We start from the raw sequence: 24,049 nt of genomic DNA, 5'->3' as shown, positions 1-24,049 counted from the left end.
TCAGGTGTGGGGCGGCGGCGGGTCAGAGGTAGTGGCTGGTGGGAACGGTGTCGGCGGTCCAGAGCGCTTTGGTTCCGGCGCGTTGGCGTTTGAGGTCCCGTATCTCGGCTTGCCGAAGGTCGAAGGCGCTGGGCGGGCGGTCGCCGGGCTCCCAGTCGTCGGTCCACAGGGGGTCGCAGAACGGGAGCGGGTCCGCGGTCACGGCGCGGTGCCGTTGATCGCTCGGGCGACCGCGAGGGCGTGGCGGGCGTCCTCGGGAAGGGCGTGGGCCTCGTACATCTCGATGCCGGTCCAGCTCTCCAGCCACGCGGCGAGGGCGGCGCCAACTCCGGGGTGCATGGCGGCGATGTACGGGAGGTCGGCGCGTTCGGCGGGGTGGCCGGTGCCGGACCGGTCGGCGACGATCATGCCGTCGGCGCAGCGGACGACGTTCTCGTCGGTGACGTTCCACGGGGAGGGCGATGCCCGGTGCGCGGCAGCGGCGTCCTGCCTCAGCTTCTCGGCGGCGGTGCGGAGTTCGTCGGCGGGGGTCATGTCGTCTCCTGGTGATCGAAAGCTCTGTGCGCCTCTGTGAGGCTCTGGGGAGGGTTTCGGCGCCGCGAGGGGGCGTCGGGCAGGTGCGGGGCGCTGAGACGGGCACACAGCGCCCCGCGCGGCGGTCACGCGGGCGGAGGCTCCTCCCCGGCCTCCGTTCGGTCCCGGGCGTCGAGGTAGGCGAGCGCCTCCCGCCAATCCGTCGGCAGGTCCCCCGACGGGCGGGTCTCCCCCGGGAATTGCCCGGCGGGAGGCTGGCGGCGGGACAGGACGGCGAGGGCAGCGGCACGGCGGCCGGCGAGGCTCACCGCTGCGCCTCGTCCTGCCGCGCCCCGGCGGCGGCCCGGTGCGCGGCGGCCTGCTGCTCGGCTTCGGTCTCCGTCTTCGCGGCGCCGTGCCCGTCGCGGCAGGTGCACCACCAGGCCCACGGCCACCGTCGGGCGGCCCGCAGGTGTCGCTTGCTGACGAGGAGGTGATCCAGCCCGCGCAGGGCGGGTGCCACCTTGGTGACGTGCTGGGCCATGGTCACACCTCCTCGTCCTGCCGCGCCCCGGCGGCGGGCACAGGCTCGGCGATGAATAGAGGCATCTCAGACAGGCGCCGAGCAATGCGCTCGCAGTACTCCTCACGCGCCTCGATAGCAATGCACCGGCGCCCGGACTGCCGTGCTGCTTCTAGACCGACGCCGGATCCGGAGAAGACGTCAAGGACAAGGCCACCGGGCGGGCAACCGTAGCGAATGAGCGGCTCAGCGATCTTCAAGGGCTTCTGCGTGGGATGGATCGCCTTGCCCCGCATGCCAGACGTCTGGATCATCGAGGTCAACAGACGCGTGCCGTCATCCGCCCACGACCGCGCGTTGTAGGTGCCCAGATGCGGACCCTTGTAGCCGGAGCGCCGGGTGGACTGGTTACGGCCGTGCCGGCGTTCCCGCTGCGCCTCGTGATGGACGTCGCGCCAGGGGCCGCGGTACCAGTGGAGGGCGTGTTCGTGGACCCGGCGGAAGCGGTCGGCGACAGCGGAAGATCCGACGGTCTTCTCCCAGATGAAGTGGACGTCGCCGAAGACGGGCTGTCCGTCGGGATCCTTGCCGACGACGTCCTGGCTGAGGTGCCAGTCCTCGGCGCGGAATTCGTGGAGGCGGTCGAAGAACATGCGCTGGCTGCCGAAGCACCACATGCTCCGTGCGTGCTTCGCTGCGGTGGTGAGCCAGCCGTCGGGCCACCGGTCCCACTTGAGGCTGGTCTCGGCGTAGGGCGGGTCAGCAAGGATCAGATCCGCCTGCAGTTCCAGCTGGGGCAGGAGCTCGCGCATGTCGCCGTGGTAGAGAGCCAGTCCGGCGTCCGTGTCTTCCCAGTACGGCTTGGTCACTGTCCATCCTCCTGCTCGCCGCGCGCGGGGCCATCGGCGGCTAGGGCGCGGCGTGCTTCGTCGGCTGCGGTAGGGGCGTCGGGCCAGCAGAAGAGGCGGTCGACGCTGAGGGCGCTGATGGAGTCCTGCCATCCCTCTGTGGTCCAGGCTCGGCCGCCGCCGTAGCCGGGGGCGGTCGCCGCCCATCCGGTTCCGTGGGCGAGGTTCTGGCGCCGGAGGAGGAGGGTTGTACCGCCGTCCTCGGGTACGGGGATGCGGTATTCGGTGGCGTCTGCGGCAAGGCTGCAGAGCTTGCACGCGTGCGTCTCGGTGGCTGCCGTCTCGTCGGCCACACGACGCAGCTCGGCGGCGCGCTTCCGCATGTCGTCGACCACGGCGCAGTGGCAGTCCATCCACACGCCGTCCTGGTCCTGCGGCCCGTGATCGGGGCAGTGCTTCAGGATCAGCGCGGCCTCGCTTTCGAGGACGGCGGCCCGGTCGGCGCGGAGCCGCTTCACCTCGGCCTCGGCGCGGTCGCCCCGCTGCTGCCAGGCGTACCGCTCCTCAGCCATCTCCTGGCGCTGGGCAAGCAGTCGGCGGGAGGCGTCACGCTCGCTCTCCAGCTCGGCGCGCAGCCGGGTGTTCTCCCTGCACGCGATCTCGTAGTGCCGCTTCTCGTCTTGGAGTGCCCGGCCAGCGTTGACCGCGAGGGACGCCAGCTCGGCCAGCACCGCGTCGGCTCCCTGCTCGTACAGCGGCTGCTCGGGGTCGCGATGCCACTTGCTGATCGCGGTGGTGATGCGGTCCCGGAGCGCGGTCTGGTCGGCGGGCGGCAGCGGGGCAGCCGGGGCGTGGTGCGGGCAGTCGGTGCCGCGCTCCCAGCCACTGATGTCGTCCACGGTCTCGTTCGGGCCGCAGTAGCGGGGGGTCCCGTACTTCCGGGTGTACGGGATGCAGGTGCAGTCCGGGCTGCCGAAGTGCGGCTCGGTGGTCTGGTCGGTCATCGGGTCTCCAAGGGTCGGGGTGGGATGATCAGGGCCAGGCCCGGGGCGCGGTAACGGCGCGCCCCGGGCCACTGGCATTCAGGCGGCAAGGTCGGTGAAGCAGCCGCAGCCACCTTCGTCGAACAGGTCGAGCTGGTCGGGCTGCTCCTCGATGCGAGAGCGGAGCACGGTCAGCGTCAGCGGCTTCGTGTCGCCGCCGGTGCGGTCGCGGAGTATCGACACGTCCTTGCCGAGCAGCGTCCGCATCTTGATCTCGGCGGCCTCGGCGCGGGCGTACCGCTCGGGGAAGACCTTCAGCAGCCGCGCCCACTGCGCCTGGCCGCCCTTCACGCAGGCTCCGCCGCAGTTGTTGTGCGCGAAGCCCAGCCCGTACAGGCGAGGCACCGGCAGGCCAGCGGCACGGGCGTCGTCGAGGAGCTGCCGCTTGTCGCGGTACGGCGGCCGAGTCAGCGGGGCGTCCACGGCCCACGGGGCCCAGCCCTTGACGATGGCGGGCAGGCGTTCGGTCTCGGTCCAGTCGATGCCGACGTACAGCGTGGTGTCGGCGAAGTTCCCGGCGTTGGCGTTCAGCCAGTCGCGGCAGGGCTTCAGCTTCAGCTCCATCGAGCACTGGGCGACGCGGGTGTTGCCGAGCCAGCGCTTGTCCTCGAAGACCTGCCAGGGGTCGCGGCCGTCGGCGACGCGGGTGATCGGCACGCCGAGCTGCGCGCTGGCCGCAGCGTTGAAGGCGTGCAGCCCTTCGTCCTCGGCGAGGGTGTCGGCGAACAGCAGCGTGACGCTGGCCGTGCCGTGTTCGGCGATGACATGGCGGGCGGTCGCCCACGACGTGATCCCGCCGGACCACATCACCACGTGGCGTGTGCTCATCGGGTTTCTCCTGGGGTTGGGCCGCGTGTGCGGCGGGGGTTTCGGGACCACCGGTCCCTCTGGCCCGGCGGTAGGGTCGGGGCAGGTCCCGGCGTGTTACGAGCACGCCGGGACTGCCGCGTTCACGGGCTGGGGGCCAGCGCCGGGCACGCCCCCAGCGAGTACTCGCCCGAGCCGAGGGCCTGGCAGGAGCACGCGGTCTCCTCGCGGACGTGCGAGCACGTCTCGACGTCGAACTTCTCGTCGCCGTCGTCGGTGAAGAAGTCCTCGCACTCCCGTTCCAGGCATTCGAGGCTGCCGACCCAGACCGGGATCGCCTGGTGCTCGACCTCGGGGTTGGGGGCGATGCCGTTCGCCGGGCGGATGTGGTCGCGACCCTCGCAGCGCTCCCAGGGCACCATGTCGCCGTGCTCGGCGGAGCAAGCCGGGCAGGCGGTGCCGGCGGGCGCGGACAGGCAGAGGGTGCCGTGGTCCGAGCCGTTGTCGTAGGGCTGGTGGCCCAGAGTCATCCACTGGTCCCAGGCGTCGGTGTTCCGCTCGGGGATCGGCTTGTGCGGGCAGTGGTTGGTCTCGGCGTCCCAGTAGAACTGCTTGGGCTCGTGGTCGTGGAGCTCGGTCATCGGTTCTCCTTCGGGTTGGGCCTCGGTCACAGGGACCAGAGGCTGGGTTGCATGGGGGTCAGGTCGATCTCGACCTGGCCCGGTATGGGTTCGGCCGGCGGTTCGGTGGCCCGGATGGGCCGCGGCCGGGCGGGGGCGGGTCGGCGGCGGGCGCCGGTCGGAATGCCGTGGCGTTCGGCGCACACCCGGCCGTAGCCGAGCGCCACCGATGCCGGCGTCGTCAACCACCGGCCACACCCGCCCTCACACAGGCGGGGCGACATCAGGCAGCCTCGGCGAGGTCCGCGGTCGTGCCCGAGTCCTGCGGACTGTGGATCACGGCCCGCAGACGCGCACCGATCCAGGCACCCACCTGCGGGCTAACGGCGTTCCCAAAGCCGTCGACCTGGTTGCGGGCGGTACCCCAGACCTTGAACGTGCCGCGGTAGGCACCGAAGTTGACGTCGAAGCCGCAACCACGGCCGATCTCGTGGGCCGCCATCATGCGGTAGAAGCACTCCTCGAACGGCAGCTCCGACAGTGCAGGCCCCCAGTCGGCCGTGACCAGCGCCGTCGTATCCCGGGCGGTGATCGTGCCCAGCGGGTCGGTCACCGGGTGGGCAGCGGTTTCGGTACCAGTGGAGCCGTTCTGCTTGAACCAGCCGGCCGCGGTCAGCAGCCCCGGGATCTGGTCGGAGGTGAACGTCGACATCGGCTCCGCGTGCACGGCGGGCACGGTGTGCTTCCGGTACGGGATGACGCCGGACGAGACCACGGCGAGCGTCTCGGAACCAACCTGGGTGGGCAGCGGCTCGCCAGCTCCGCGTGCAGCTCCCTGGTAGTTGTCGACGGCGAGCGCTATCGCCGCCTCGTCCCACAGACCCTGCGGGGCCCGCCCGGTCGACAGGATCGCGGCCTCCTGCTGGCTGGTCTGCGTCGCCAGCGGCTGAAGCAGCAGCCGCTCCGAACCGTGCACACCCTTCGCCGGCATGAGGATCGCCGGGAAGTCGGCGAACTTCTGCCGGCACCGCTCGATTCGGGCAGTCGTCGACGCCGCGAACGGCCCGCGGTGGCCGTCGGGGAACGTCTTGACCGGACGGTCACCGATGCGGGTTCCGAGGTCGCCGAGGTCCAGGGCGGCGAGCGACGGCGTCATCGGCGGAACGACCTCCCGACGGCACGACGGACACCGGTAGTCGTACTGCTCGCCGTAGGCGACCTTCCCCGTCGGCGGGATCCGGGTCCGCCACGTCCACACCGCTTCGACGTCCTTGTCGCAGTGGTGGCAGCGCGACACCGGGCGGTGCTCCAGGTCCGGCATCGGCAGCGACTTGTGGACGAACACCCAGTAGCCGCGGTTCCGGGACTGCGGCACCCCGAAGAACTGCGAGTTCAGGAACAGAACCTGCGGGGGGTGGTAGTCGAGCAGGTCGAACTGCTTCAGCCACCACCGGTACGTCGATCCGTCGCCGATCTTCTTGCTGCCGGGCCGCAGCGGCCCCCAGGACTGCAGCTCGGTCGTGCACTCCACGAGGATCATCCGCGGCCGGTGCCTCTGCGCGTAGTGCAGCACGCAGTTCGCGGTGGCCCGGTCCCGCTCGGACTTGGTGACCCTGTCCTCGTAGTCGGGGTCGTTCATCCCGAACAGCGTCAAACCGTGCGCGTAGGCCCGCTGCGTGTTGGCGAACGAGTGATTGACGCACGACACTCCGGCGACGAGGAGATCGGCGGCAGGAAGGTCCCGGGCGGAGTGGTAGTCCGCGGCGTCGGGGTCGACCAGGTCGGCGATCCAGTGCTCTGCGTCCGGGTGGTTGGCCTCGTGCACCTCGACCTTGTAGCTGTTGTGGTTCGCCGCCATGATCGTCGTGAACCCGGCCATCTCGATCCCGCGGGTCAGACCACCGAAGCCGGAGAACAGGTCGACCGCGATCAGGTCGTCGTGGCGGAAGCGGCGACGGCGAGTGGCCGGCCGGTGCGTGGCCGTGCGGACCTTCTGCTTCTTCGACGTGGTCGACATCAGGCGGCGTCCTCTCGGTGAGTGGTGGTGCTGGTGGGGTTGTGGCTGCAGCGGGCGCAGGTGCAGGCGTCCGGCGGCGGGGTCGGGCCTGTGGCGGCGGTGCCGAGGGGCCAGCCGCCGGTGTGGGCGATGCGGTAGCCGGCCGCCGGGACCGCGGTGAGGGCGGGCTTGGGCTTGGCGGTGGGCTTCTCGGCTTGGCTGGTGAGGTATTTGAGGTAGTCGCGGAGGCTGCCGTCGGCGCGCATCGCGGCGATGTCTTCGGGGGTGGGCTGGGTCGTCATCACGTACCTGCCATGTCGATCATGCGAGCGAAGTGGAGTTGCGCGGCGACGGTGATCACAGCTGTCGGTCCGCCGCGGTGCTTGCCGACGATCAGGTCGGCTTCACCTGCCCGCGGGGATTCCTTCTCGTAGGCGTCTTCGCGGTGGAGGAGGATGACGATGTCGGCGTCCTGTTCGATCGCCCCGGACTCGCGCAGGTCGGAGACGAGCGGGCGCTTCTCCTGCCGCTGCTCGGGCCCGCGGTTGAGCTGGCACAGGACGATGACGGTGATCCCGAAGTCCTTCGCGATCAGCTTGAGGTTGCGGGAGATCTCGGCGACGGCCTGCTGCCGGGACTCGGCCCGGGGGGCCTGCATCAGCTGCAGGTAGTCGACGATCGCGAGGCGGAGGCCTTGGGTGCGGACGAGGTTGCGGATCCGGCCGCGGAGCATCGGCAGCGACAGCGTCGCCGCATCGTTGATCCACAGTGGGGCGGCGGCGATCGCCGGGGCGTGCCGTGCGGCGCGCGCCATGTCCTCGTCGGAAACGATGCCCTGCTTCAGGTGGTGCAGCGGGATGCGGGCTTCGGCGCACAGAATCCGGTCCGAGAGTTCGTCCTTGCCCATCTCCAGCGACTCGAACAAGGACGGGATCTTGTTTTTGATGGCGGCGCCGCGGGCGAAGTCGGCGGCGATCGTGGACTTGCCCATGGCGGGCCGGGCGCCGACGACGACGAGCTGGCCGGGCGCCCAGCCGCCGGACAGCAGCGCGTCCAGGTCCATGAAGCCGGTGGGGATGCGCTGTTCGTTGGTGGGCGGGGTCGTGGCCCGCTCGAGGCTGTCGAGGAGCAGGTCGCCGATGGGGGCCATGTCGGCGTCGTCGGCGGTCCGGACGACGCCGTCGAGGTCGGCCTGGACGGCGGCGACGTCGGCGTCCTCGTCGAACGCCGGCGAGGCGCCCTTCAGCATGGCGTCGTAGCCGAGGGTGACGAGCCTGGCGGCGATCGCCTTCTTCTCGATGCGCCTCGCGTACCAGGCGGCGGCACCGGGGTGGGCCTGCTGGTACAGGTCGAGGAACTCGGCAACGGACGGCACGCGGGAGGGCATGCGGCCTTCGGCGTGCCACGTCTCGAGGAGCCGGTGCACGGCGAGGTGCTTGAGCTCCCCGTCACGGAACTGGCCCTGGAGTTCTTCGACGGCCCACCACGTCCACCGGTAGGCGTCGGTGGTGATGTCGGCGGGGTCGAAGCCCTCGGCGCCGAGCTCGTCGACGACGTTCGGCTGCTGCATGGCGGTTGCGACGAGGACGCGTTCGGCTTCGACGTCCCGGGGGCGCTCCGGCGGGCGCGGACCGGTGTCGGCCACGGCCTCGTCGGGCGCCCACAGTTCGGTGTCGGTGGTCACTCGTTCTCCAGGGAAAGTGCGGTCTGCTGGCCGGTGCGGGCGCCCTTGATGGCGGCGCAGCGGCGGCAGGGCTCGTCGAAGTGGATCGGGCCGGAGCCCATGGCCCACGCCTTCTGGGTCTTGACGTGGTCGGCGAGGGTTCCGTGGGCGGCCATGTCGTCGATGGCCTCGTCGGTGAGGAGCGGCTCGTCGAGGGGGACGTGGCAGCCGCACGGGCAACCGGCCTCTCCGCCGATACCGAGGGCGGCGGTGTGTGCCCAGCAGGCGTGGTGCTTGTGCTGGCGGCAGGCCGGGCAGATCATCGTCTTCTCGCCGAACGGGACGACGACCTTGCCGGGCCGGAGCTCGGACTCCTGTGCGCGGTAGCCGCGGGTACGGCCGGCCCCGCGGGTCACGCCGCACTCCGGCGGCGGTCGGTGCCCTTGACGGCGACGCGCTGGCACATCTCCCGGAGCCGGGAGGTGACCCGGTCGCCGAGGCGGTCCCGGAGCTGGTCGGCGTCGGCGTTCGACGTAAACAGGGTCGGAAGCTGCCGCTCGTACCGGTAGTTGATCAGCCGGAAGTTGACTTCCTCTGTGAACTCGGACGGCTTCCCGCCGGCGCCGAGGTCGTCGACGAGGAGCAGCGGCGCGTCACGGTAGGTGCGGAACTCGGCCTCGGAGTCGATGCCGTGCCGCGGGCGGAGCGCGGCGTACAGGTCGGCGGCCGTGGTGACGTGCCACTGGGCGCGAACCCCGGTGACGGCCAGCTCCCGCATCGCCCCGTAGGACTCGTAGGTCTTGCCGGTGCCGACGCGGCCGAGGAGGAGCAGCGACGGGCCGTGCAGCACGGTGGCCATCGGCGCGTTGCGGGCCGCCTGGGCTTCCTTCGCCGCGGCGACCAGGACGTCGATCCACTCCCGCAGCTCGGGAAGCGTCGGTGCCGCGGACCGGTAGTGGAACGGCACCAGCGCGGCGACCTCGCTGTAGGTGTGGCGGGCCACGTTCTGCGGGCTGTGCGGGTCGAAGTCGTTGACCTGCAACCAGTCCGCGGGAAGGCCGCGAGCGGCGAGCAGCGGGGCGAGGTCGTGGCCTCGCAGGTTGTTCGGCGGGATGTACTGCATCACAGATCCTTGTCGTAGACGGACTCGTCGGTGGGATCGCGGTACGGCTGATAGCCGCCGGAGACGGCGTGGAGGTGCCGGCCGGGCTGGGGGTCGGGCTCGTCGTCGTAGCAGCCCTTGTTCAGCCAGGTGGCCGGGAACTTCGTGTACTTGGCGTCCTGGCCTTGCCGCTCGTGGGCGTAGTCCTTGGCGGCAGCGACGATGTGCTGCGGGTCGGCGCCACGCTCGATGGCGGCGATCCACGCCTTGCGGGCTTCTTCCTTGGCCTTGCGCTTGGGGTAGGTCAGCCAGAAGGCGCCGAAGGCCTTGATGTGGTGATCGGTCTTCTCGCTGCTGCTCTTGGTCTGGACCGTGGCGGCATGCGCCTGCTGCTCGTCCGGCTCGGCTGCGGGAGAAGAGTCTTTTAGTAGTTGGTTGTCTGACGGTTGTGGGTGGTTAGGGCTGCGTTCCGTGCGTGACGAACGGACTTTAAGTGCGTGACGGACGGACTTTGAGTGCGTGACATCGTCGGTCACGGACTCTCCGTGCGTGACAGTCACACCTTCTGCGTCCGTGACAGTCACGGACTCTGCGTGCGTGACACCCTTCGAGCGGGACCGGCGCTTCCGCTCCGCAGCCGAGGCCCGGAACTCGTCCTCCTCCCTCTCCAGGTCGGCCCAGTCCGTGACCGGCCGGCGCAGTTCCATGGCGAGCTTCCAGCGGGTACGGCTCTCCCTCATGCCGTCCTTGGCGATCAGACCGCCCTTCTCCAGGCGCCGCAGGGCGCGCTGGACGGTGGCCCGGTCGTAGCCGGTGCGGTACTGGATGCGGAGCACCGAGGGGTGCGCGTCGGTGCCGGTCGGACTGGCGTGCTCAGCGAGCGCCTGAAGGACGTGCCGGGCGGTGGTGTCCGGCTTGCCCTTCTCGGTGCGCAGCATGGGCGCGTGGTCCATGGCCCAGGTGACGGCCTCAGTACTCACGGATGACTTCCTTCTGGAGGGGTGTCTGTGCTGGTCATGACTGGTTTTGGGACAGCCCTCATGGAGGCGCAAAGGGTGCAAGCGACTCACCCTGCAATGTGTACACTAGTGTACGTCGGTGTACCGGCGCTACCATCTGTGTATGCCTGCGCCCACGAGTGTTGAAATCGGAGTCCGCGAACTGCGGGCCGCCCTGTCCGAGGTCTTGAACGAGACCGCCGTCCGCGGCCGGATCACCTACGTGACCAGCCACGGCCGGCGCGTGGGCGCGATCGTGCCGGTCCCCGAAGCCGAGGCCATCGAGGCCAAAAGGAACGAGCCGGGAGGCGACTCCCCGGCCTGACCGAGGAGATTCCACGTGCGGGTTCGCCGCCCCAGCCAGTCGCTCGACTACAGCCGCCGAACGGCTCTGTACCGCCTCTTCGACTCGGAGGGGCGGCTCCTCTATGTCGGCATAGCCTTCGACCCGCGCAGTCGCTGGTACGACCATGCCCGTCAGAAGGACTGGTGGCCGATCGTGGCCGAGCGGAGAGTCGAGTGGTACGACACTCGCCTTGAGGCCGCCGCGGCAGAGGTCGCTTCCATTCGCAACGAGAAGCCCCTGCACAACGTGCGCGACTCGGAGGAGGAGCACGCTAAGCGCGCGGCACACGCTCCGGGCGCCAAGATCGGTCGCATGATCCGCATCGACGACGAGATGTGGGATCTGTACGGCCAGCTGTGCGCGGAGGAAGGCACGACGCGCACCGACGACCTTCGTCGCCACGTTCACTCGCGCGTCCGCGCCTACTGCAAGGCGAAGGGCATTGAGGCGCCCAAACCCAAGAAGCGCGTTGTGATCCGCCGCAAGCCGGCCGAGTCCGACGACTAGCACTGGCCCCTCCTCTCGGTTGTCCTCCAGGCCCCGCATCTGCGGGGCCTTTGTCGTGTGCGGCCTATGGCCTGGGTTGGGTGCGGCTGGTGAGGTGCCACTGGTTGCAGGTGGGGCACCGGTAGATGCGCTCTTCGCGCCGCTGCTGCTGGGTGCGGCGTCGTTGGGCGGCGGCGAGTTCTTTGCGGGCGGCGACCTTGCTGGGGTGCGGGATCTTCCCGGTGAGGCAGGTCATGCGGCCTCCCCGAAGATCGCGGCGAAGGTGTTGCGCATGGTCTGGTCTTCGAGGTGCCGCGGGTGGATGCAGCCGGGGTGGTCGCATCCGGGCTGGGTTCGGCCGACGGGTTCGCGGCCGTGGGCGATGGTGAAGGCGATGCGGTAGGCGGAGTAGCGGTTGCCGCCGTGGCGGAGGCTGGGGGTGGTTCCGCTGTGGACGGTGCCGGTCCACTCCATGTGGCCGCCGTCGACGGGTTTGGCGCGGGACCAGAACACGTCGGCGGGGGTGCCGTGGGATTTGGGGCCGGGCCGGCCGGCGGGGAGCTGAAGCAGGGCGCGGGCTCGGCGGACGGTGCCGATGGACACGGCGAGCCGTCGGCCGATGGTGCGGTCGCCGTAGCCGGCGTGCAACAGCTGCTCGATCGCGGCGCGGCTCATGCGGCGACCTCGACGGCGTACTGGGGGAACTCGCGGAAGGCGTGGTCGATGTAGGCCTTGCTGATGCCGAGGCGGTGGGCGGCGGCTTGCCGGTCGAGGCCGCTGATTCGCATGAGTTCGTTGGCGTCGTGGGCGACGATCTCTCGGCGGGTGACGCCGTACATGGGCTCGAAGTGGGGGTCTTCGAGGTCGGCGGCGTGCTTGTCCCAGTAGGCGGCGTCGGGCCAGCGGTTGTCCTTGGCGCGGGCGCGTTCGCGGGCGGCGTGTCCGCGGCACACGCCGTGTTCCTCCGGGATGAGGTCGCGTAGTTCCTGGTAGGCGACGGCGATCTGCTCGGCCTTGCAGGTGCGGATGACGGAGTCGGGTCGGACGCTGTATGCCCACCACGCCGAGACTCCGGCGTGGGCTGCGATGCGGGGCACGGGCCAGCCTTCGACGGCGAGGGCGCGGATGCGTCGCTGTGCGCCGACGGCGGTGAGGGGACGGACTGCGAGGATCTTGGCGGCGGTTTCCGGTGTGGTCGACTGTTGGCGTCCTCGCTTGCTGGCCGGGCGGCCGTTCATGACCGTGCAGATGGTGGTGTGGGCGACGCCGGCCAGCCGTGCGATGCAGGTGAGGGTCATTCCGGCGTCTTGCAGTTCGGTGATGTGCTGCCGGACGGGGGTGGCGTCGATGAGGATCCGGTCGGGCTGCCGCTGTCCGGTCGCGATCTGGCGGCGGCGCTCGTTGAACCTGTCGCGGCATTCGGGGAGTTGGCAGCGGTAGAGCTTCACGCACACGGTGTTGCGGTGGTGGGGGGCTTCGCGGACGGCGGCGGTCACGGTGTCTCCTCTCGCGGGGTGGTGTGGAGTTGGCGGGCGCCGGGGTGGTTGGCGTAGTGCTCGATGCGGCGGAGTTCGCGCCGGGTGTGCCTCCTGCGGCGGGTGGCGGTGATGGCGGCCCGGCAGATGGCGGTGGCGGCGATGGTGAGGGCGGCGCAGATGCCTGCGGCGGCGGTGACGTAGATCGCGGCGGTGTCGGTGATCGTGTCGAGGGTGGCGAGGCTGTCGGCGACGAGGTCGACGACGGCCGCCCCTTGCGGATCCGGCTGGGCGCCGGTGGGGGCGTTCACGCGGCGGCCTTCCGCTGCTGGGTGCGGGCGGCGACGCGGGCCTCGAGGTACCGCCGTCCGGCGGCGGTCAGCCGGTACTCGTTGACGCGCTTGCCGTGGGCCTTCGGGTTGATCGACACGACCTCGGCGACCTTGACGAGCACGACGGGCGTCTCGAGCTCGATCAGCTGGTGCAGGTACAGGCCGGCGGCCTTGCAGTCGTCGGCGGGGACTATGAGCCGCAGGTCGTTGGAGCCGAAGGGGCGTCCGCTGCGGCCGAGGTGGAGGACGGCCTGGTCGAGGACCGCAGTCGTCCAGGCGGGGACGGGGCCGAGGGCGGCGAGGATGCGGCGGGCTCGGGCAGCGGCCTGGTCCGGGGTGAGTGTCGTCATGGTGTGCTCTCCTGGTTCCGGGGCCTGCCGCAGATTCGGGCCGCGGCAGGCCCCGATCGGGGTCGGCTACTCGGCTGCCGGGGTGCCGTGCTGCTCGAGCTCGGCGTCGGTCATCAGGTCGTGCGGAATCCGGCCAGTCCGCAGGACATCGCGGACGTCAGCGGCGGCCTTGCGATAGGTGGTCACGCGCTGGTGAATCTGGGCTCCGACCTGCTCGGCGGCGGGGCCTTGGAGGTGCGGGATCGACGCCTCTTCGTTGATGGCCATCTGGTGCCAGCGGTCGGCGAGGATGGTGAGTGCGGCCCGGAGGTCCGCTTCTGTCTGTTGCATGGTTCGGACGGTCATGACGCGGACTCCTTGTCAGTGGGCGCGGACTGGTGCAGCAGGCGGGTGTCGTCGATGCCGTGGCTGGCGAGGGCCGCGTCCACCGCGTCCCGGATGGCCGTCGTGATCGCCTCGCGCAGGTCGTCCTTCAGCGCAGGCCGGTGGGCGATCTGGATGGCGAGGTCCCAGGCGTTGCCGCCGCGGCCCCAGGCGAGTTCGGTGGTCGTGCGAAGTGCGCAGGCGCCGAGGTCGACGGACCAGCGTGCGAGGTCGACGGCGTCCTCGACGTGCTCGTCGATCTCACGGTTGGCGTCGTGGAAGTCGTCGTCGCCAAGCTGGTCCCACTGGACGTCGCCCCGGCTGGGGATCTTGTGGCCCTCGATGTTCACGTCGAAGGACTCCGGGCCGTGGGCGGCGCGCAGCTGGGCGGCGGCCTCGGCGCGGGCGTCCTCGTCGGTGTACGGCAGGCTGGTCACAGGGCCACTCCCGTCTCCTGCCGGAGCGCAGCGTTGACGATCTCGTCGCTGGGGGTCCAGAAGCCGAGGGCGCCCTTGGCAGGCACGGGCTCGGGCAGGGCGATCACGTCGGCGAGTTCCCAGTGGTAGAGGTCGGGCTGGGCCCAGTAGCTGCAGCAGACCGGGTTGCCGTTGTCGTAGTGGCAGCTGCTGATGGTGGCGACGGCGATGATCGCGGAGTACACGTCGAGGTGCTCTCCGTAGACGGCCGCCCACTTGTCGGGCTGGGCTCCGGCGTGGATGAGGATGCGGGCGCCCTCGTGCTTCGCGGGGAGCTTCCACGAGCGGTTCTCGACCCGCTTCGACTGGTGGGCGATCGCGCCCGCCCACGGCTGGCGGATGGTCAGTGCCTTCATGGCTGTGGTCTCCTGTTCTGGCCGGGGCCCCGCCTGTTTGCGGCGGGCGGGACCCCGGTGCGGGTGGGGTGGGGTCAGTCGTCGACGAGTTCGCCTTCGACGGGGCCTTCGTCGTTGAAGTCGTCGAGCGAGGTGGGTTCGGGGTAGCCGGGCCCGGTGTTGGTCGGCGCGATGACGGCGGGGCCGGCCTGTTCGGCGGTGACTTCGGCGGCGGCGCGGAGCTGCTCCTTGCGCCACTCGGTGGAGGTGGGCACCCACGGCTCCAAGCGGTGGGCGACGGTCTTGAGGACCATCTGGTCGAACCACTTCACCCACGGCGACTTCGGGCTTTCGCTGCCCTTGGATTCCTTGCGGACCTTGTTGATGTAGGTGCGGTTGATGATGACGACGCGGGACGGGGTTCCGTCCTGGAAGATGCCGTAGGAGAAGGCGCCCTTGACGTCGCCGCGGTCGGCGAACCAGTCGGCCTTGTGGAAGGGGACGGTCTGGGGGCCTTCCCAGCGGGGCGGCTGGTGGGTGTCGACGGTGCCGGGCTCCCACACGAACTCGTCGTTCTCGTAGACGACCTCGGCGTGGACGACCTTGACGGCGCCGGCGCGGTAGATGCGTTCGACGACTCCGCGGTAGCCCTCGATGCCCTGGATTTCGTTGCCGAACGGCACCAGGTAGAAGCTCTTGGAGGCGGGCTCGTGGCCGAGGCGGGCGCAGTCTTGGAGGGCGGTCATGAGGCTGCCGGGGTTGCGGGTGGCGACCTGCATGAGCTGGGCGTTGGAGCGGAGGACGCCGTAGGCGAGGCGCATCCAGGTCTCGCCTTTGACGTGGGAGGGGAGGACGAGGGTGAGGTCTTCCTTGTGTGCGCGGACGATGGCTTCGGGGCCGTTGTCGCGGGTGGCGATGGCGTTGCTGATCTGGCTCATCAGGCGGCTTCCTTCTGCTTGTAGGGGTTGAGGCTCTTGGTGGTGCCGTCGGGTTTGGCGATGCGGTAGGCGATGCGGCGTCCGTTGCAGACGGCGCGGCGGCCGGTGCCGATCAGGTCGAGGACGACGGATTTGGCGGCGGTGAGCTCGGCTGCGGCGGCCTTGGATTCGGCCTGCGCGTTCTCGTAGCGGGCGGCGGCTTCTGCGGCGATCTCGATGTCGACGTCGTCGAAGCTGTCGGGCTGGACGCGGATGGTCTTGTACGTGTCGTCGGCGCTGTCGATCGGCGGACGCTTCCCGTCGCGGACTTCGTCGAGGAACTCCTGGGCTGCGTCGCGGAGGATCTTCGCTTCGCCTTCGTCGTACTCGACGGTGTACTCGCGGTAGTCGTGGCCGGAGATCAGCACGCCGAAGTCGGTGCGGCGGACGCCGAGGGTGTCCATCTGCCACATGACTTGGCAGCGGTACCAGATCGGCACCCCGTCCTCGGCGCCGTCCGGACCCCACTCGTCACCCATCGGCGACGTCTTGACCTCCAGCAGGCCGACCGCCTGACCGGGCAGGTCGAACTCGGCGGCAGGCTGCGGGTAGATGAGCCGGTCGGGGGTGGCGCGCTGCCACTCCCGCTCTCGGTGCTGCCATGTCCCTGCCGGGGCGGCGACGAAGCCGGGGTGCTCGTCCTGCCACTTCGCGGCGACCGGGTCCTCGAGCCGGTTGCCCCACTCGATGGCGGGGGTCATCTCGAACGGGGCCGCGCGCAGGCCCGCCTTCTTGTGCCAGAGGGTGAAGCGGCTCATCCACGGGGAGAGGCCGACGACGGCGGCGATCTCGGTGGCGGTGATGGTGAGACCCGAGCGGGCGGCGTCCCAGTCCGGAGTGCCGGGGGTGAGGTGGCCCAGCAGTACCCCCTCCGGGACGACGCCCGGGTTGTTTGTGGTGCTTTCGGTGCTCATGTGACGCTCCTGAGGATGTGCTGGGTGGTGGCGGCCCGTCCCGACGGGGGGAGGTGCGGGACGGGCCGCCTGGGATGCCGCGGAGCGTGGGGGTCGCCCAGCGCGGCGTATGTGGTTGTGGGGGCGCCTGCTAGTCGGCGTCGGCGAGTTCGACGATGCGGTTGTGGGCGTCGTTGAAGTCGTTGGTGTCGAGGCCCATCCACGGCACGGTGTGCGCCATCGCGGTGAGGATCTCCAGTGCATTGAGCTGGTCGTCCTTGTACTCGGCGGCGGCCTGCTCGATGTCGGCGTCGGTGTAGGTGCCGTTGCGGGTGACGTCGCCGGGCATGTACGAGGTGCCGGGTTGCTCGCACCAGGCGTAGGAGAGCTTCGCGAACAGGTCGCGGGCGGTTTCGGTGCTGATCGCGTTCTGGAGGTCGTCCTCGTCGAGCGTCCAGTCGATGCCGGACTTGACGAGGATGTCGATGCCCTTGAAGGCGTTCTCGCGGCACATCGCTTCGGCGATGGCCCGCCCGTCGTGGTGGCCGATCCGCCAGCGGGCCGCCGAGTTGATGGACTGGTCGTTCGGCATGCGGAAGACGACGAGGCCGGGCGCGGCCTGGATGGCGTTGGGGACGGTGTACCGCTGCTCGCCCTTGATGACCATCTGGTAGTCGGTGGTCGCACCGATCATGGGGTTCTCCTTGTGGGATCCTGGGTTCCGGACCCCGCCCGCTATCCCCGGGCGGGGTTCTTGCGTGGTGCGCCGCCTGCCGGCCTGGTGGTCATCCGGCGGGCGGCGGTCTAGGCGGCCGGGGCCGGGTCGTCGTCGCGGACGGCCCAGGCGGGTACGTGGGCGGGGTCGGTGCTGCCGAACGCCTGCTGCAGGGTGATGACGGGGATCGGCGCGGTCGCCTGGTCTTCGAAGGCGGTGGTGTCGCGGACCATGGGCGGCACGGTGATCGCGTCGGCGTTGGCTTCGGCGGCCAGCTCGGGCCCGAAGCGGACCTTGAGGGCGGCCAACTCGTCGCGGAGCTGCTCGTTCTCGGCGGTGAGGTCGTCGATGTCGGCCTGCTGCTGGACGACGAGTTCCTCGGCCTCCGCCTGCCGGGACGCGGTCTCGGTGAGCCGCTGGTCGAGGATCTGGTAGGCGTCGCTGGCCCCGAACAGCTGGCCGAGGAGGCGCCGGTTCTCGTCGCGGAGTTCGGCGACCTTGTCGGTGGCACGGCGCCGGCCGGGACCCTTCAGGCGCGGTATCAGGTTGAGGCTCACGGCTTCTCCAGGTCGGTGTCGAAGTAGCCGGCGGCCCGTGATTCGCGGACGCTGGCTGCGGTGCGGAGCTGGTGGTTGAGGTTGCGGGCCTCGTCGAGCTCCCGCCCTTGGATGGCGATGAACGGGGTAGCGCGGCGGATGTAGAGGCGGGCCATGGCGTTGAGGAGGCCCGCGGTCGGCGAGGTGCGGGTCGGCTGCGGGGCGGTCATGCTGCGGCCTGTCGGAGTACGCGCCGGTAGAGGCTGGCGGTCGCGCGGCGCGGGGTGGGGATGAGCGGCCCGTGCCACAGGTACAGGTCGGGGAGGGTGATCAGCGGCGGCAGGAAGATGACGGAGCCCTTCTCCGTCGCCCCCATCCACGGCTCGCCCGCGTCGTTCCAGTCGCCGGACCACTGCCATTCGACGCCGGTCACGTCGGTGTGGGTGACGGTCAGGTCGAAGACGACACCGTCGTGCAGGTAGGTGCTCACGCCGCGGCCTCCTGTTCGTGGGTGCGGAGCCACTGGCGGCGCTGCTCGTAGTGGGCGTGGACGCGGGCGACGTGATCGACGTACTCGGTGGTCGTCCACGGCTTCACGCCGCGGGCCCGTCGCGCCATCTCGGTTTCGACGCGCGCGATGGCGTCCTGCTCCAGGTCGGCGAGCGGCCGGGGCTCGATCACGGTCGCCATGTCAGGCCACCTCCCGCAGGTGCCGGGCCCGGTTGTCTGCGGCGGCCTTGGCGGTGAGGGTGGCGAGCTTGTCGAGGGCGTCCTGGCTGGACAGGCCGAGGGCGACCTGGATGCGGTTGCCGAGGTCGAGGATCTGGTGGCCGTCCACCTCGTCGAGGGCGATGGCGTCCGGGTTGGGGGTGAGGGCGATCGTCTGGTTGAGGACGACGGTCGGCTGGTCCATCACGCCTCCTGGGCGGTCGGGTAGGGGAAGGCGGGGGTGGTGGCGTCTGCGTCGGCGTCGTACAGCCAGTGCCGTTGCTCGGCCTGCTCGCCGTCCGACGCCGGAACCGTCGCGGTTTCGGGGTGGGCGAGGAGCAGCTGCAAGCGTTCGGCGGAGGCGGCGACCCGCTGACGGGCCACCAGCCGGCGCATGTCCCGTCGCAGGTCGGTGAGGGGCACGTCCAGGTCGCGGATCGGGCGGGCCATCACGCCTCCACGGGGAAGTCGTCGGGCAGCACGTCGAGCTGGTCGACGCGGTAGGGCAGGGTGTGGTCGTCGACGTGGACGACGGTGAGGCCGTGGCAGAGGTCCGTGGCTCGGCTGCGGGTGCGGGTGATGCGGGGCGGGTCCTGGCGGGTGTTCGGGAACACCCGGACCGGAGTCCCGACCGCGACGAGGGCGTTGAAGGTGTAGGCGTCCATCACCAGTCGCCCTCCGCCTCGATGCGGTCCTGGCAGTCCGGGCACAGTCCGGTGATCCGCCATTCCGTCTCGTACCGGTGGGCTTCGGCGTCGTCCCAGAAGACGCGCGTGGTGCCGTCGGGGGCGGTCAGCGGCTTGCCGCAGCCGATCGGCGGCATCAGGCAGCGCTCCTCGCCCACCGCGTTCGCGGGCAGGTCGCCGCCGGACAGGGACGCCAGCAGGTTCGGGATGCTCACGACGTCACCTCCTCGGTGTCGGGCTGGTAGCCGCAGACGGGGCAGGGCTGTTCTTCGAGGTCGAGGCAGACGACGCAGTCGTTGGGCGTGGGGCCGTCGACTTCGAGGTCGTCGCTGACGTCGTGGCCGCAGAGGGCCCGGTCCGGGTTGCAGCAGAAGACGTGCGTGGTTGTCTGATCGGAGTCGAGGTCGAGGACGTAGACGACGGGCGACGGGAGGCTGGCGACGCTCATGACGCCTCCTGGGCCTTGCGCCGGTACTCGGTGGCGAGGTCGCGGAGGACGGACTGCTCGACCGTGCCCGCCGCGTACCGGGCGGCCAGATCGGCGGCATCCCGGTAGGCGGCGGCAGTGGCCTCCCGCTGGCTGCCGAACGCCTGCGACATGATCAGCGCGGCGGACAGGCGCGGCGTCGGCGAACCCTCGAAGTACTGGTGCAGGGCCTTCTCGACTGTGGCCATCGCCGACAGGACCGGATCCGACTCGGCCGGCAGGTCGAAGGTGCGGGCGGTCATGCCGCCACCTCCTCGGTGATGTCCGTGATGCCGACGGCCTGGTGGACCTCGTAGTCGTCCTCGTAGTAGGCGTAGGGCTCCCACTCGCCCCGGAAGTGCCGCCAGCCGATAGCTGCGCGCTCGCCGTTCTCGGGGTGAGCCGTGACGCTGTCGCACCGGAACTGCCAGTCCGTGCCCGCGCCCGCTTTGCTGTCCGAGTACGTGTGGCCGGGCTGGAAGAAGTTGCTGCGCAGGTTGTCCGGGCGGACCGCGCCACGTGCCACCTTCGACGCGAGCCGGGCGATCGCGTCGGCCGCCCTCTCCTGGCGGGCCGAGGCGGTCGGGCACTCGCGGGCCTTCTTCAGCAGCCACGCCACGAACTGCGTGTCCCGCTCGGCCAACACCTCGGCGCGGAAGGCGTCGACGGCGGCCGTGACCTCGGACTCGGACCACACCGTCATCTGGCCGGGGCGGGTGCGGATCATCTGCTTCAAGCGGGCGAACGCGCTCACCGAGCACCGCCCTTCGCCTCGGCCTCGATGAAGGGCAGGACGGCGGTGCGGAACCAGGCGCTGGCCTCGAAGCCACCCGACGCAAGGTCGATCAGGCGGGAGTAGCCGCTGTGGATCTCGCCCGTGAACTCGTTCTCCCACTCCCAGCGGACACCCTTGGCGTCCAGCCACTGACCAAGCTTGGCGACGTACTCGGCATGCAGGTCACCGCAGCCGTAGCCACGGTCGTCGCGGTAGCCGTAGGCGGTGTCGAACGAGACCTCCAGCCAGCAGGCGCGATTCCAGGAGTGGACGCCGTCACAGGGGCCGGCCGCCTCGTCGTACCAGGCGACGCCAGGGAGGTTGCAGATGTCCTCGTCGTGCTCGGCCGCCTGCTCCGCGGTCCTGAGCGGGGCGTCCGGGCGGTAGGAGATGTCGAGCAGTGCGGGCAGCCCCTGGCCGAGCTCATTGCCCACCGTCCACGGGTTGTCTGATGCGACGGACGCCTCGCCCTTGCGCCACGTGCTGTCCTGCCGGTCGTACCAGACGTGCCGGTCGGTGGCGCCGAGAAGGTCACGGCAGAACCGGAACGTCTCCTGCGGGTCGACCTGGTCGAGGATGAAGATGCGGGTGTCAAGAGTCATCGGACACCGCCGAAGTTCTGAGATGATCGAGGCACGTGAAGCCCCTTTCGTTGCGTGCTCTGGATGGGGTGGAGCGTGAGGTCGTCGCGGGCTTAGCGGGTCGCGGCGGCCTCTTTGCGTCGCCGGTCAGGCGGCGTGTGCGGGCTGGCGCTTCTGGTCGGCGGTGTCGCCGTTCATCCACGCGTCGAGTTCTGCGATCTTGTAGCGGTAGCGGCGGCGTCCGTGCTGGACGCTGGCCGGCCCGTACTGGTCGCGGCGCCACCGGTAGAGGGTGGTGACGCAGAGGCCGAGGTAGTCGGCGGCGTCTTCAGTCCAGAGCCATCCGCGGGGCGGCGGCTTCGGCTTGTTCGACATTGGGGTTCCTCACTCGTGGGGGTCGAGGTTCTGAGTCGTTCGTATCTGTTCTGGAGACGATGGAGGCGCGAAAAGGGGCAGGATGGCGCTTCCAAGAGCCTCCGCGAGGGCGGTGGCGTCGTCGACGTCGGCGGTGCTTTGCCGGCCGGTCAGGAGTTTGTCGATCAGGCCGCGGCTGACGCCGGACGCTTCAGCCAGTGTTCGGACGGAGAAGGGTCGGCCGCGGCCGGGGAACTGCATGTAGTGCTTGAAGATCGCGATGCTGCGTAGGGTCCAGCAGCGGCTGGCGCGTCGGCTCACATTTCCCCCGTGTGGTGCGGAGCTGCTTGCCTGACATAGCTAAGCACAGTCGAGACGAGTCGTCTACGGTTTGGAGACGATCGACGTCGAGTCTCGGCAAAACTTGTGGCTCGATAGCATGCATCTGTAGACGAACTGTCTCGGTTGCCGGATGGTTGTAGGGACTGAGCTGGTATTTTCTCGACGCCTACCGACCCCTACAGAGACAGCCGGTATTGAAAGTGACCCGAGAGGAAGAGGACATGACGGCAGCGGCCACCGCCCCGGACACCGGGACGGCAGCGCCGAGCTCCCGAGGTGCGCTCTCGAAGCTCATCCAGGACGCAAACGACCGTGGTCTCTCCTACGCCAAGATGGCCGGGCTCGCAGCCGACCCGGAGACAGGGCTGAAACTCTCCAAGCCCTACCTCGCCCGCCTCGTCACCAACCCGGGCGCCAACCCCCCGAGCCCCGCACAACTCCGCGCAATTGCCGCCGCCATCCAGACCACCGAACGGCGCGTCAAGGCCGCCGCCGCCGAGCAGTGGCTGGAATACGAAGCGACCGAACTCGCCGGCTACGGCGACAACGTCCGCATCATCGTCGGACACCTCGCCGGCATGCCCGAGTCTGAACTGCGACGCTGGCGCGCAATGATCGAAGCCGACGAGCGCGCACGCCGAGACAACGACTAGCAGAGACCTTCCGTGCGAGCAGACCGCTGACAAGAAGAAGTCCGTAAGTAGACATTCTCCGAACAGATTGTCGCGGTCTGCTCACGGGACGTACCCTTCCACAACCGTGCGTCTCCGACTCTCGTCGCGCAGGCGCACAGCAACGACGGGAGGGCGCATGCTGCGCGTTGTGTACGAAGCCACCCAGACCCTCGCACCAGGCGTACTCGTCGAGATCCACGAGAGCCGCGGACGCGTCCACATCAAACTTCAGTACGGCACCGTCGCCGATGACTACCTGGAACCCCTCAACGTCGCCCTTGAGACGTTCGTCCAGCAGTGCGGATGGTTCCAGATCTGGCGCGGCCAGATCATCAGCGCCGACTCCCCCGACAGCCCCCTCACCGTCCGCTACATAGCCGACCCGGGCGTCGACCTGCGGGCAGGCGTCCAAATCCGGGAATGCCAGGGCGTCGTCCGGCTCCACGTCTGCCCCGGCCTGCCCTCCGAGTTCCTCGTGCGGATCCTCAACCCGGCCATCGAGAAGTTCCTCGCCGGGAAGCAGTGGTTCCAGCTGTGGCAGGGTGAGATCGTCACCATGGACTCGCCCGAGAGAGTCATGGTCTAAGACCGCGCAACCAAGGGGGACACCTCGTGGCCGGCTACATCGAGGACCGCTGGTACAAGCTCGACGACAAGGGCAAGCGGACCATCCCCACGCCCCGCTGCAACCAGGGCAAGCGGTACCGGGTAGCCGGCGTACCCGGCGTCAAAGACCGCAGCTTCGACAAGCTCCTCGGGCCCGAAGGCGCCAAGGCGTGGCTGGCGAAGGCTCAGCACGAGTCCACCCGCGGCGAGTTCATCGACCCCCGCGACGGCAAGATCCTCCTCAGTGAGTACGTCGAGCAGCACTGGTGGCCCAGCCAGTCCTACCCCGACCCGGTCACCCGGGGCACGGTCCGCGGCAAGGTGTGGAACCACATCCTCACCCACCTGGGCTCGAAGCCGCTGAACACGATCAAGACTCCGCAGTTGCGGACCTGGCTGTCGGCGCTCAACGCGCAGCTCGGGCCGGGCACCGTGAACGACGTGTGGGCGGCGCTCTCCGCTATCCTCCAGGCCGCTGTCGACGACGAGCGGATCACGAAGAACTACTGCCGCTCCCAGAAGACCGTCCGTCCCCCCGCCCGGCCGGAGCCGCGCGCCGAGGCGTGGACTCGGGACCGGGTCCTGATGGTGCGCGCCGCGATCGACGAACAGGTCCGGCTCGCCATCGACCTCGGTGTCGGGGCCGGGCTGCGGCAGGGCGAAGTGTTCGGGCTGGCTCTCGAGGACGTCGACTTCGACGGGCAGGTCATCCATGTACAGAGGCAGATAAAGAAGGTGGGGTCGAAACTCGTCTTCGCGCTGCCCAAGGGCCGCAAGACGAGGACCGTGCCCGTGCCCGCCCACCTGCTTCAGCAGGTCCGCGAGCATGTCGCCCGCTGGCCGGCCAAGGCGGTGACGCTGCCCTGGGGTGACCCCGCTGACGGTGAGACGGAGAAGGAGATCAAGGAGCGGGCGCCCCGCACGTTTGCTCTGCTCCTGACCGCGAGCCGCGGCGGGGGCTGGAGGCGGGACTACTTCAACAACACGATGTGGAAGCCGGCGTTGGAGGCGGTAGGGCTGGCGATGGCGCCCGTGGTGTCGAAGCGGCCCATCGCCGGTAAGCCGGGGATGTTCCGGACGGTGCGGCGGTACGAGGAGGACCGCGAGATGGGCTTCCATTCGCTGCGTCACACCTACGCCAGTGTGCAGCTGGACTCGCGGGAGAACCCTGTGGCAGTCTCGAAGTGGCTTGGCCACGCGGATCCGTCGATCACACTCCGGATCTACGCGCACATGATGCCCGAGGCGGATGGCCGGGGCCGCACCGCGATGCAGAACTGGTTTGAGGGTGGAGAGAAAAAGATCTCCCCAGACGCTCCCCAGCCTCTCGCGGACAGCACCCGGGGAGTCTTGGAAGACGCGGGCGAGCCTTCAGAGGGTTCCGGCAGGGATCTCGCCCTGACTCACTGACCTGCATCGATGATGGCTAGGCGACTGGTGTCAGGCTTGCTGCTCTTGGT

General features: G+C 69.9%; 44 protein-coding genes. 5 read left to right on the top strand and 39 right to left on the bottom strand.

Annotated features, from left to right (window positions below; translation table 11 throughout):
* Positions 1-22: 22 nt before the first annotated feature.
* The 14 genes from OIE75_RS29445 to OIE75_RS29380 all read right to left on the bottom strand — a co-directional run bounded on the left by OIE75_RS29445 (position 23) and on the right by OIE75_RS29380 (position 10,095).
* A complete protein-coding gene (locus OIE75_RS29445) occupies positions 23-202 on the bottom strand; it encodes a hypothetical protein (RefSeq protein WP_329472681.1) in 180 nt (59 codons plus the stop codon).
* Positions 199-534, bottom strand: coding sequence for a hypothetical protein (locus OIE75_RS29440; RefSeq protein WP_329472680.1), 336 nt, complete (start codon positions 532-534; stop codon positions 199-201). Before OIE75_RS29440 ends, OIE75_RS29445 begins: the two co-directional genes overlap by 4 nt.
* A 304-nt stretch (positions 535-838) precedes the next feature.
* On the bottom strand, positions 839-1,057 hold the full coding sequence (locus tag OIE75_RS29435; RefSeq protein ID WP_329472679.1) for a hypothetical protein: 219 nt from the start codon (positions 1,055-1,057) through the stop codon (positions 839-841).
* 2 nt (positions 1,058-1,059) lie between these two features.
* Positions 1,060-1,905, bottom strand: a complete 846-nt coding sequence (locus OIE75_RS29430; RefSeq protein ID WP_329472678.1) for a DNA-methyltransferase — start codon at positions 1,903-1,905, stop codon at positions 1,060-1,062.
* Positions 1,902-2,888, bottom strand: a complete 987-nt coding sequence (locus OIE75_RS29425) for a hypothetical protein (RefSeq protein ID WP_329472677.1) — start codon at positions 2,886-2,888, stop codon at positions 1,902-1,904. Before OIE75_RS29425 ends, OIE75_RS29430 begins: the two co-directional genes overlap by 4 nt.
* A gap of 78 nt (positions 2,889-2,966) precedes the next feature.
* On the bottom strand, positions 2,967-3,755 hold the full coding sequence (locus OIE75_RS29420) for a hypothetical protein (RefSeq protein WP_329472676.1): 789 nt from the start codon (positions 3,753-3,755) through the stop codon (positions 2,967-2,969).
* A 122-nt stretch (positions 3,756-3,877) separates the two neighbouring features.
* Positions 3,878-4,375, bottom strand: coding sequence for a hypothetical protein (locus OIE75_RS29415; RefSeq protein WP_329472675.1), 498 nt, complete (start codon positions 4,373-4,375; stop codon positions 3,878-3,880).
* A gap of 26 nt (positions 4,376-4,401) precedes the next feature.
* Positions 4,402-4,638 (bottom strand): DUF6011 domain-containing protein, encoded by a 237-nt coding sequence (locus OIE75_RS29410; RefSeq protein ID WP_329472674.1) that lies wholly within the window; start codon positions 4,636-4,638, stop codon positions 4,402-4,404.
* Positions 4,638-6,371, bottom strand: coding sequence for a DNA cytosine methyltransferase (locus tag OIE75_RS29405; protein WP_329472673.1), 1,734 nt, complete (start codon positions 6,369-6,371; stop codon positions 4,638-4,640). Before OIE75_RS29405 ends, OIE75_RS29410 begins: the two co-directional genes overlap by 1 nt.
* Complete coding sequence (locus tag OIE75_RS29400; RefSeq protein WP_329472672.1) at positions 6,371-6,652, bottom strand: hypothetical protein; 282 nt, start codon at positions 6,650-6,652, stop codon at positions 6,371-6,373. Before OIE75_RS29400 ends, OIE75_RS29405 begins: the two co-directional genes overlap by 1 nt.
* Entirely contained in the window at positions 6,652-8,034 is a 1,383-nt protein-coding gene (locus OIE75_RS29395; protein WP_329472671.1) for a replicative DNA helicase, read from the bottom strand. Before OIE75_RS29395 ends, OIE75_RS29400 begins: the two co-directional genes overlap by 1 nt.
* Entirely contained in the window at positions 8,031-8,429 is a 399-nt protein-coding gene (locus OIE75_RS29390) for a hypothetical protein (RefSeq protein WP_329472669.1), read from the bottom strand. Before OIE75_RS29390 ends, OIE75_RS29395 begins: the two co-directional genes overlap by 4 nt.
* Positions 8,426-9,136 carry an ATP-binding protein gene (locus OIE75_RS29385; protein WP_329472668.1) on the bottom strand — a complete coding sequence of 237 codons (711 nt, stop codon included), beginning with the start codon at positions 9,134-9,136 and terminating at the stop codon, positions 8,426-8,428. The genes OIE75_RS29390 and OIE75_RS29385 overlap by 4 nt, the downstream gene beginning before the upstream one ends.
* Complete coding sequence (locus tag OIE75_RS29380; RefSeq protein WP_329472667.1) at positions 9,136-10,095, bottom strand: helix-turn-helix domain-containing protein; 960 nt, start codon at positions 10,093-10,095, stop codon at positions 9,136-9,138. Before OIE75_RS29380 ends, OIE75_RS29385 begins: the two co-directional genes overlap by 1 nt.
* Before the next feature lie 142 nt (positions 10,096-10,237).
* Here OIE75_RS29380 and OIE75_RS29375 point away from each other — a divergent pair, with 142 nt between their 5' ends.
* A complete protein-coding gene (locus OIE75_RS29375) occupies positions 10,238-10,438 on the top strand; it encodes a type II toxin-antitoxin system prevent-host-death family antitoxin (protein ID WP_193487590.1) in 201 nt (66 codons plus the stop codon).
* A 15-nt stretch (positions 10,439-10,453) separates the two neighbouring features.
* Positions 10,454-10,966, top strand: coding sequence for a hypothetical protein (locus OIE75_RS29370; RefSeq protein WP_329472666.1), 513 nt, complete (start codon positions 10,454-10,456; stop codon positions 10,964-10,966).
* A 64-nt stretch (positions 10,967-11,030) separates the two neighbouring features.
* Here the strand turns inward: OIE75_RS29370 and OIE75_RS29365 are convergent, their stop codons facing one another.
* From OIE75_RS29365 to OIE75_RS29245, 25 genes are all read right to left on the bottom strand, one after another.
* The gene (locus OIE75_RS29365) at positions 11,031-11,201 is read right to left on the bottom strand and encodes a hypothetical protein (RefSeq protein ID WP_329472665.1); all 171 of its coding nucleotides are present in this window, start codon (positions 11,199-11,201) and stop codon (positions 11,031-11,033) included.
* Complete coding sequence (locus OIE75_RS29360) at positions 11,198-11,620, bottom strand: helix-turn-helix domain-containing protein (protein ID WP_329472664.1); 423 nt, start codon at positions 11,618-11,620, stop codon at positions 11,198-11,200. The genes OIE75_RS29365 and OIE75_RS29360 overlap by 4 nt, the downstream gene beginning before the upstream one ends.
* On the bottom strand, positions 11,617-12,441 hold the full coding sequence (locus OIE75_RS29355; protein ID WP_329472663.1) for a hypothetical protein: 825 nt from the start codon (positions 12,439-12,441) through the stop codon (positions 11,617-11,619). The genes OIE75_RS29360 and OIE75_RS29355 overlap by 4 nt, the downstream gene beginning before the upstream one ends.
* A complete protein-coding gene (locus OIE75_RS29350) occupies positions 12,438-12,731 on the bottom strand; it encodes a hypothetical protein (protein ID WP_329472662.1) in 294 nt (97 codons plus the stop codon). Before OIE75_RS29350 ends, OIE75_RS29355 begins: the two co-directional genes overlap by 4 nt.
* Positions 12,728-13,102: a hypothetical protein gene (locus tag OIE75_RS29345; protein WP_329472660.1), complete on the bottom strand. Its 375-nt coding sequence runs from the start codon at positions 13,100-13,102 to the stop codon at positions 12,728-12,730. The genes OIE75_RS29350 and OIE75_RS29345 overlap by 4 nt, the downstream gene beginning before the upstream one ends.
* A gap of 66 nt (positions 13,103-13,168) precedes the next feature.
* Entirely contained in the window at positions 13,169-13,447 is a 279-nt protein-coding gene (locus OIE75_RS29340) for a hypothetical protein (protein ID WP_329472659.1), read from the bottom strand.
* Positions 13,444-13,902, bottom strand: coding sequence for a hypothetical protein (locus tag OIE75_RS29335; RefSeq protein ID WP_329472658.1), 459 nt, complete (start codon positions 13,900-13,902; stop codon positions 13,444-13,446). The genes OIE75_RS29340 and OIE75_RS29335 overlap by 4 nt, the downstream gene beginning before the upstream one ends.
* Complete coding sequence (locus tag OIE75_RS29330; protein WP_329472657.1) at positions 13,899-14,297, bottom strand: hypothetical protein; 399 nt, start codon at positions 14,295-14,297, stop codon at positions 13,899-13,901. The genes OIE75_RS29335 and OIE75_RS29330 overlap by 4 nt, the downstream gene beginning before the upstream one ends.
* Positions 14,298-14,371: 74 nt before the next feature.
* Positions 14,372-15,214: a recombinase RecT gene (locus OIE75_RS29325; RefSeq protein ID WP_329472656.1), complete on the bottom strand. Its 843-nt coding sequence runs from the start codon at positions 15,212-15,214 to the stop codon at positions 14,372-14,374.
* Positions 15,214-16,167: a YqaJ viral recombinase family nuclease gene (locus OIE75_RS29320; RefSeq protein WP_329472655.1), complete on the bottom strand. Its 954-nt coding sequence runs from the start codon at positions 16,165-16,167 to the stop codon at positions 15,214-15,216. Before OIE75_RS29320 ends, OIE75_RS29325 begins: the two co-directional genes overlap by 1 nt.
* A gap of 130 nt (positions 16,168-16,297) precedes the next feature.
* The gene (locus tag OIE75_RS29315) at positions 16,298-16,840 is read right to left on the bottom strand and encodes a hypothetical protein (protein ID WP_329472654.1); all 543 of its coding nucleotides are present in this window, start codon (positions 16,838-16,840) and stop codon (positions 16,298-16,300) included.
* Between the two features lie 110 nt (positions 16,841-16,950).
* The gene (locus OIE75_RS29310; protein WP_329472652.1) at positions 16,951-17,418 is read right to left on the bottom strand and encodes a hypothetical protein; all 468 of its coding nucleotides are present in this window, start codon (positions 17,416-17,418) and stop codon (positions 16,951-16,953) included.
* Positions 17,415-17,627, bottom strand: coding sequence for a hypothetical protein (locus OIE75_RS29305; protein WP_329472651.1), 213 nt, complete (start codon positions 17,625-17,627; stop codon positions 17,415-17,417). Before OIE75_RS29305 ends, OIE75_RS29310 begins: the two co-directional genes overlap by 4 nt.
* Positions 17,624-17,887: a phiSA1p31-related protein gene (locus OIE75_RS29300; protein ID WP_329472650.1), complete on the bottom strand. Its 264-nt coding sequence runs from the start codon at positions 17,885-17,887 to the stop codon at positions 17,624-17,626. The genes OIE75_RS29305 and OIE75_RS29300 overlap by 4 nt, the downstream gene beginning before the upstream one ends.
* Entirely contained in the window at positions 17,884-18,087 is a 204-nt protein-coding gene (locus tag OIE75_RS29295) for a hypothetical protein (RefSeq protein ID WP_329472649.1), read from the bottom strand. Before OIE75_RS29295 ends, OIE75_RS29300 begins: the two co-directional genes overlap by 4 nt.
* 1 nt (position 18,088) lies before the next feature.
* Positions 18,089-18,310, bottom strand: a complete 222-nt coding sequence (locus OIE75_RS29290) for a hypothetical protein (protein ID WP_329472648.1) — start codon at positions 18,308-18,310, stop codon at positions 18,089-18,091.
* A complete protein-coding gene (locus tag OIE75_RS29285; RefSeq protein ID WP_329472647.1) occupies positions 18,310-18,555 on the bottom strand; it encodes a hypothetical protein in 246 nt (81 codons plus the stop codon). Before OIE75_RS29285 ends, OIE75_RS29290 begins: the two co-directional genes overlap by 1 nt.
* Positions 18,555-18,770 (bottom strand): hypothetical protein, encoded by a 216-nt coding sequence (locus OIE75_RS29280; RefSeq protein WP_329472646.1) that lies wholly within the window; start codon positions 18,768-18,770, stop codon positions 18,555-18,557. Before OIE75_RS29280 ends, OIE75_RS29285 begins: the two co-directional genes overlap by 1 nt.
* Complete coding sequence (locus OIE75_RS29275; protein WP_329472645.1) at positions 18,770-19,006, bottom strand: hypothetical protein; 237 nt, start codon at positions 19,004-19,006, stop codon at positions 18,770-18,772. The genes OIE75_RS29280 and OIE75_RS29275 overlap by 1 nt, the downstream gene beginning before the upstream one ends.
* The gene (locus tag OIE75_RS29270; protein WP_329472644.1) at positions 19,003-19,239 is read right to left on the bottom strand and encodes a hypothetical protein; all 237 of its coding nucleotides are present in this window, start codon (positions 19,237-19,239) and stop codon (positions 19,003-19,005) included. Before OIE75_RS29270 ends, OIE75_RS29275 begins: the two co-directional genes overlap by 4 nt.
* Entirely contained in the window at positions 19,236-19,520 is a 285-nt protein-coding gene (locus tag OIE75_RS29265) for a hypothetical protein (protein ID WP_329472643.1), read from the bottom strand. The genes OIE75_RS29270 and OIE75_RS29265 overlap by 4 nt, the downstream gene beginning before the upstream one ends.
* A complete protein-coding gene (locus OIE75_RS29260; protein ID WP_329472642.1) occupies positions 19,517-20,011 on the bottom strand; it encodes a hypothetical protein in 495 nt (164 codons plus the stop codon). Before OIE75_RS29260 ends, OIE75_RS29265 begins: the two co-directional genes overlap by 4 nt.
* Positions 20,008-20,634 (bottom strand): hypothetical protein, encoded by a 627-nt coding sequence (locus tag OIE75_RS29255; protein ID WP_329472641.1) that lies wholly within the window; start codon positions 20,632-20,634, stop codon positions 20,008-20,010. The genes OIE75_RS29260 and OIE75_RS29255 overlap by 4 nt, the downstream gene beginning before the upstream one ends.
* Positions 20,635-20,760: 126 nt before the next feature.
* Positions 20,761-20,988 carry a helix-turn-helix transcriptional regulator gene (locus OIE75_RS29250; protein ID WP_329472640.1) on the bottom strand — a complete coding sequence of 76 codons (228 nt, stop codon included), beginning with the start codon at positions 20,986-20,988 and terminating at the stop codon, positions 20,761-20,763.
* Between the two features lie 9 nt (positions 20,989-20,997).
* Positions 20,998-21,288: a helix-turn-helix domain-containing protein gene (locus OIE75_RS29245; RefSeq protein WP_329472639.1), complete on the bottom strand. Its 291-nt coding sequence runs from the start codon at positions 21,286-21,288 to the stop codon at positions 20,998-21,000.
* 242 nt (positions 21,289-21,530) lie between these two features.
* On the opposite strand from OIE75_RS29245, the gene OIE75_RS29240 reads away from it, so the two are divergent.
* From OIE75_RS29240 to OIE75_RS29230, 3 genes are all read left to right on the top strand, one after another.
* Positions 21,531-21,962, top strand: a complete 432-nt coding sequence (locus OIE75_RS29240) for a hypothetical protein (RefSeq protein WP_329472638.1) — start codon at positions 21,531-21,533, stop codon at positions 21,960-21,962.
* 157 nt (positions 21,963-22,119) lie between these two features.
* The gene (locus tag OIE75_RS29235; RefSeq protein WP_329472636.1) at positions 22,120-22,569 is read left to right on the top strand and encodes a hypothetical protein; all 450 of its coding nucleotides are present in this window, start codon (positions 22,120-22,122) and stop codon (positions 22,567-22,569) included.
* A gap of 26 nt (positions 22,570-22,595) precedes the next feature.
* Positions 22,596-23,999 carry a tyrosine-type recombinase/integrase gene (locus tag OIE75_RS29230; protein WP_329472634.1) on the top strand — a complete coding sequence of 468 codons (1,404 nt, stop codon included), beginning with the start codon at positions 22,596-22,598 and terminating at the stop codon, positions 23,997-23,999.
* The last annotated feature ends 50 nt before the right edge of the window (positions 24,000-24,049 follow it).

The sequence above is a fragment of the Streptomyces sp. NBC_01723 genome (assembly GCF_036246005.1).
Lineage (GTDB): Bacteria > Actinomycetota > Actinomycetes > Streptomycetales > Streptomycetaceae > Streptomyces.
The sequence above is the reverse complement of the archived record's forward strand: the minus strand, read 5'-3'. Positions and strand labels throughout refer to the sequence as shown.

Bases quoted from the DNA above. Each gene is read 5' to 3' on its own strand.
- OIE75_RS29440 (WP_329472680.1), bottom strand. From the start codon at position 534: ATGACCCCCGCCGACGAACTCCGCACCGCCGCCGAGAAGCTGAGGCAG.
- OIE75_RS29435 (WP_329472679.1), bottom strand. From the start codon at position 1,057: ATGGCCCAGCACGTCACCAAGGTGGCACCCGCCCTGCGCGGGCTGGAT.
- OIE75_RS29425 (WP_329472677.1), bottom strand. From the start codon at position 2,888: ATGACCGACCAGACCACCGAGCCGCACTTCGGCAGCCCGGACTGCACC.
- OIE75_RS29420 (WP_329472676.1), bottom strand. From the start codon at position 3,755: ATGAGCACACGCCACGTGGTGATGTGGTCCGGCGGGATCACGTCGTGG.
- OIE75_RS29415 (WP_329472675.1), bottom strand. From the start codon at position 4,375: ATGACCGAGCTCCACGACCACGAGCCCAAGCAGTTCTACTGGGACGCC.
- OIE75_RS29410 (WP_329472674.1), bottom strand. From the start codon at position 4,638: ATGTCGCCCCGCCTGTGTGAGGGCGGGTGTGGCCGGTGGTTGACGACG.
- OIE75_RS29405 (WP_329472673.1), bottom strand. From the start codon at position 6,371: ATGTCGACCACGTCGAAGAAGCAGAAGGTCCGCACGGCCACGCACCGG.
- OIE75_RS29400 (WP_329472672.1), bottom strand. From the start codon at position 6,652: ATGACGACCCAGCCCACCCCCGAAGACATCGCCGCGATGCGCGCCGAC.
- OIE75_RS29385 (WP_329472668.1), bottom strand. From the start codon at position 9,136: ATGCAGTACATCCCGCCGAACAACCTGCGAGGCCACGACCTCGCCCCG.
- OIE75_RS29375 (WP_193487590.1), top strand. From the start codon at position 10,238: ATGCCTGCGCCCACGAGTGTTGAAATCGGAGTCCGCGAACTGCGGGCC.
- OIE75_RS29365 (WP_329472665.1), bottom strand. From the start codon at position 11,201: ATGACCTGCCTCACCGGGAAGATCCCGCACCCCAGCAAGGTCGCCGCC.
- OIE75_RS29360 (WP_329472664.1), bottom strand. From the start codon at position 11,620: ATGAGCCGCGCCGCGATCGAGCAGCTGTTGCACGCCGGCTACGGCGAC.
- OIE75_RS29345 (WP_329472660.1), bottom strand. From the start codon at position 13,102: ATGACGACACTCACCCCGGACCAGGCCGCTGCCCGAGCCCGCCGCATC.
- OIE75_RS29340 (WP_329472659.1), bottom strand. From the start codon at position 13,447: ATGACCGTCCGAACCATGCAACAGACAGAAGCGGACCTCCGGGCCGCA.
- OIE75_RS29330 (WP_329472657.1), bottom strand. From the start codon at position 14,297: ATGAAGGCACTGACCATCCGCCAGCCGTGGGCGGGCGCGATCGCCCAC.
- OIE75_RS29325 (WP_329472656.1), bottom strand. From the start codon at position 15,214: ATGAGCCAGATCAGCAACGCCATCGCCACCCGCGACAACGGCCCCGAA.
- OIE75_RS29320 (WP_329472655.1), bottom strand. From the start codon at position 16,167: ATGAGCACCGAAAGCACCACAAACAACCCGGGCGTCGTCCCGGAGGGG.
- OIE75_RS29315 (WP_329472654.1), bottom strand. From the start codon at position 16,840: ATGATCGGTGCGACCACCGACTACCAGATGGTCATCAAGGGCGAGCAG.
- OIE75_RS29305 (WP_329472651.1), bottom strand. From the start codon at position 17,627: ATGACCGCCCCGCAGCCGACCCGCACCTCGCCGACCGCGGGCCTCCTC.
- OIE75_RS29295 (WP_329472649.1), bottom strand. From the start codon at position 18,087: ATGGCGACCGTGATCGAGCCCCGGCCGCTCGCCGACCTGGAGCAGGAC.
- OIE75_RS29290 (WP_329472648.1), bottom strand. From the start codon at position 18,310: ATGGACCAGCCGACCGTCGTCCTCAACCAGACGATCGCCCTCACCCCC.
- OIE75_RS29285 (WP_329472647.1), bottom strand. From the start codon at position 18,555: ATGGCCCGCCCGATCCGCGACCTGGACGTGCCCCTCACCGACCTGCGA.
- OIE75_RS29280 (WP_329472646.1), bottom strand. From the start codon at position 18,770: ATGGACGCCTACACCTTCAACGCCCTCGTCGCGGTCGGGACTCCGGTC.
- OIE75_RS29270 (WP_329472644.1), bottom strand. From the start codon at position 19,239: ATGAGCGTCGCCAGCCTCCCGTCGCCCGTCGTCTACGTCCTCGACCTC.
- OIE75_RS29265 (WP_329472643.1), bottom strand. From the start codon at position 19,520: ATGACCGCCCGCACCTTCGACCTGCCGGCCGAGTCGGATCCGGTCCTG.
- OIE75_RS29255 (WP_329472641.1), bottom strand. From the start codon at position 20,634: ATGACTCTTGACACCCGCATCTTCATCCTCGACCAGGTCGACCCGCAG.
- OIE75_RS29250 (WP_329472640.1), bottom strand. From the start codon at position 20,988: ATGTCGAACAAGCCGAAGCCGCCGCCCCGCGGATGGCTCTGGACTGAA.
- OIE75_RS29240 (WP_329472638.1), top strand. From the start codon at position 21,531: ATGACGGCAGCGGCCACCGCCCCGGACACCGGGACGGCAGCGCCGAGC.
- OIE75_RS29235 (WP_329472636.1), top strand. From the start codon at position 22,120: ATGCTGCGCGTTGTGTACGAAGCCACCCAGACCCTCGCACCAGGCGTA.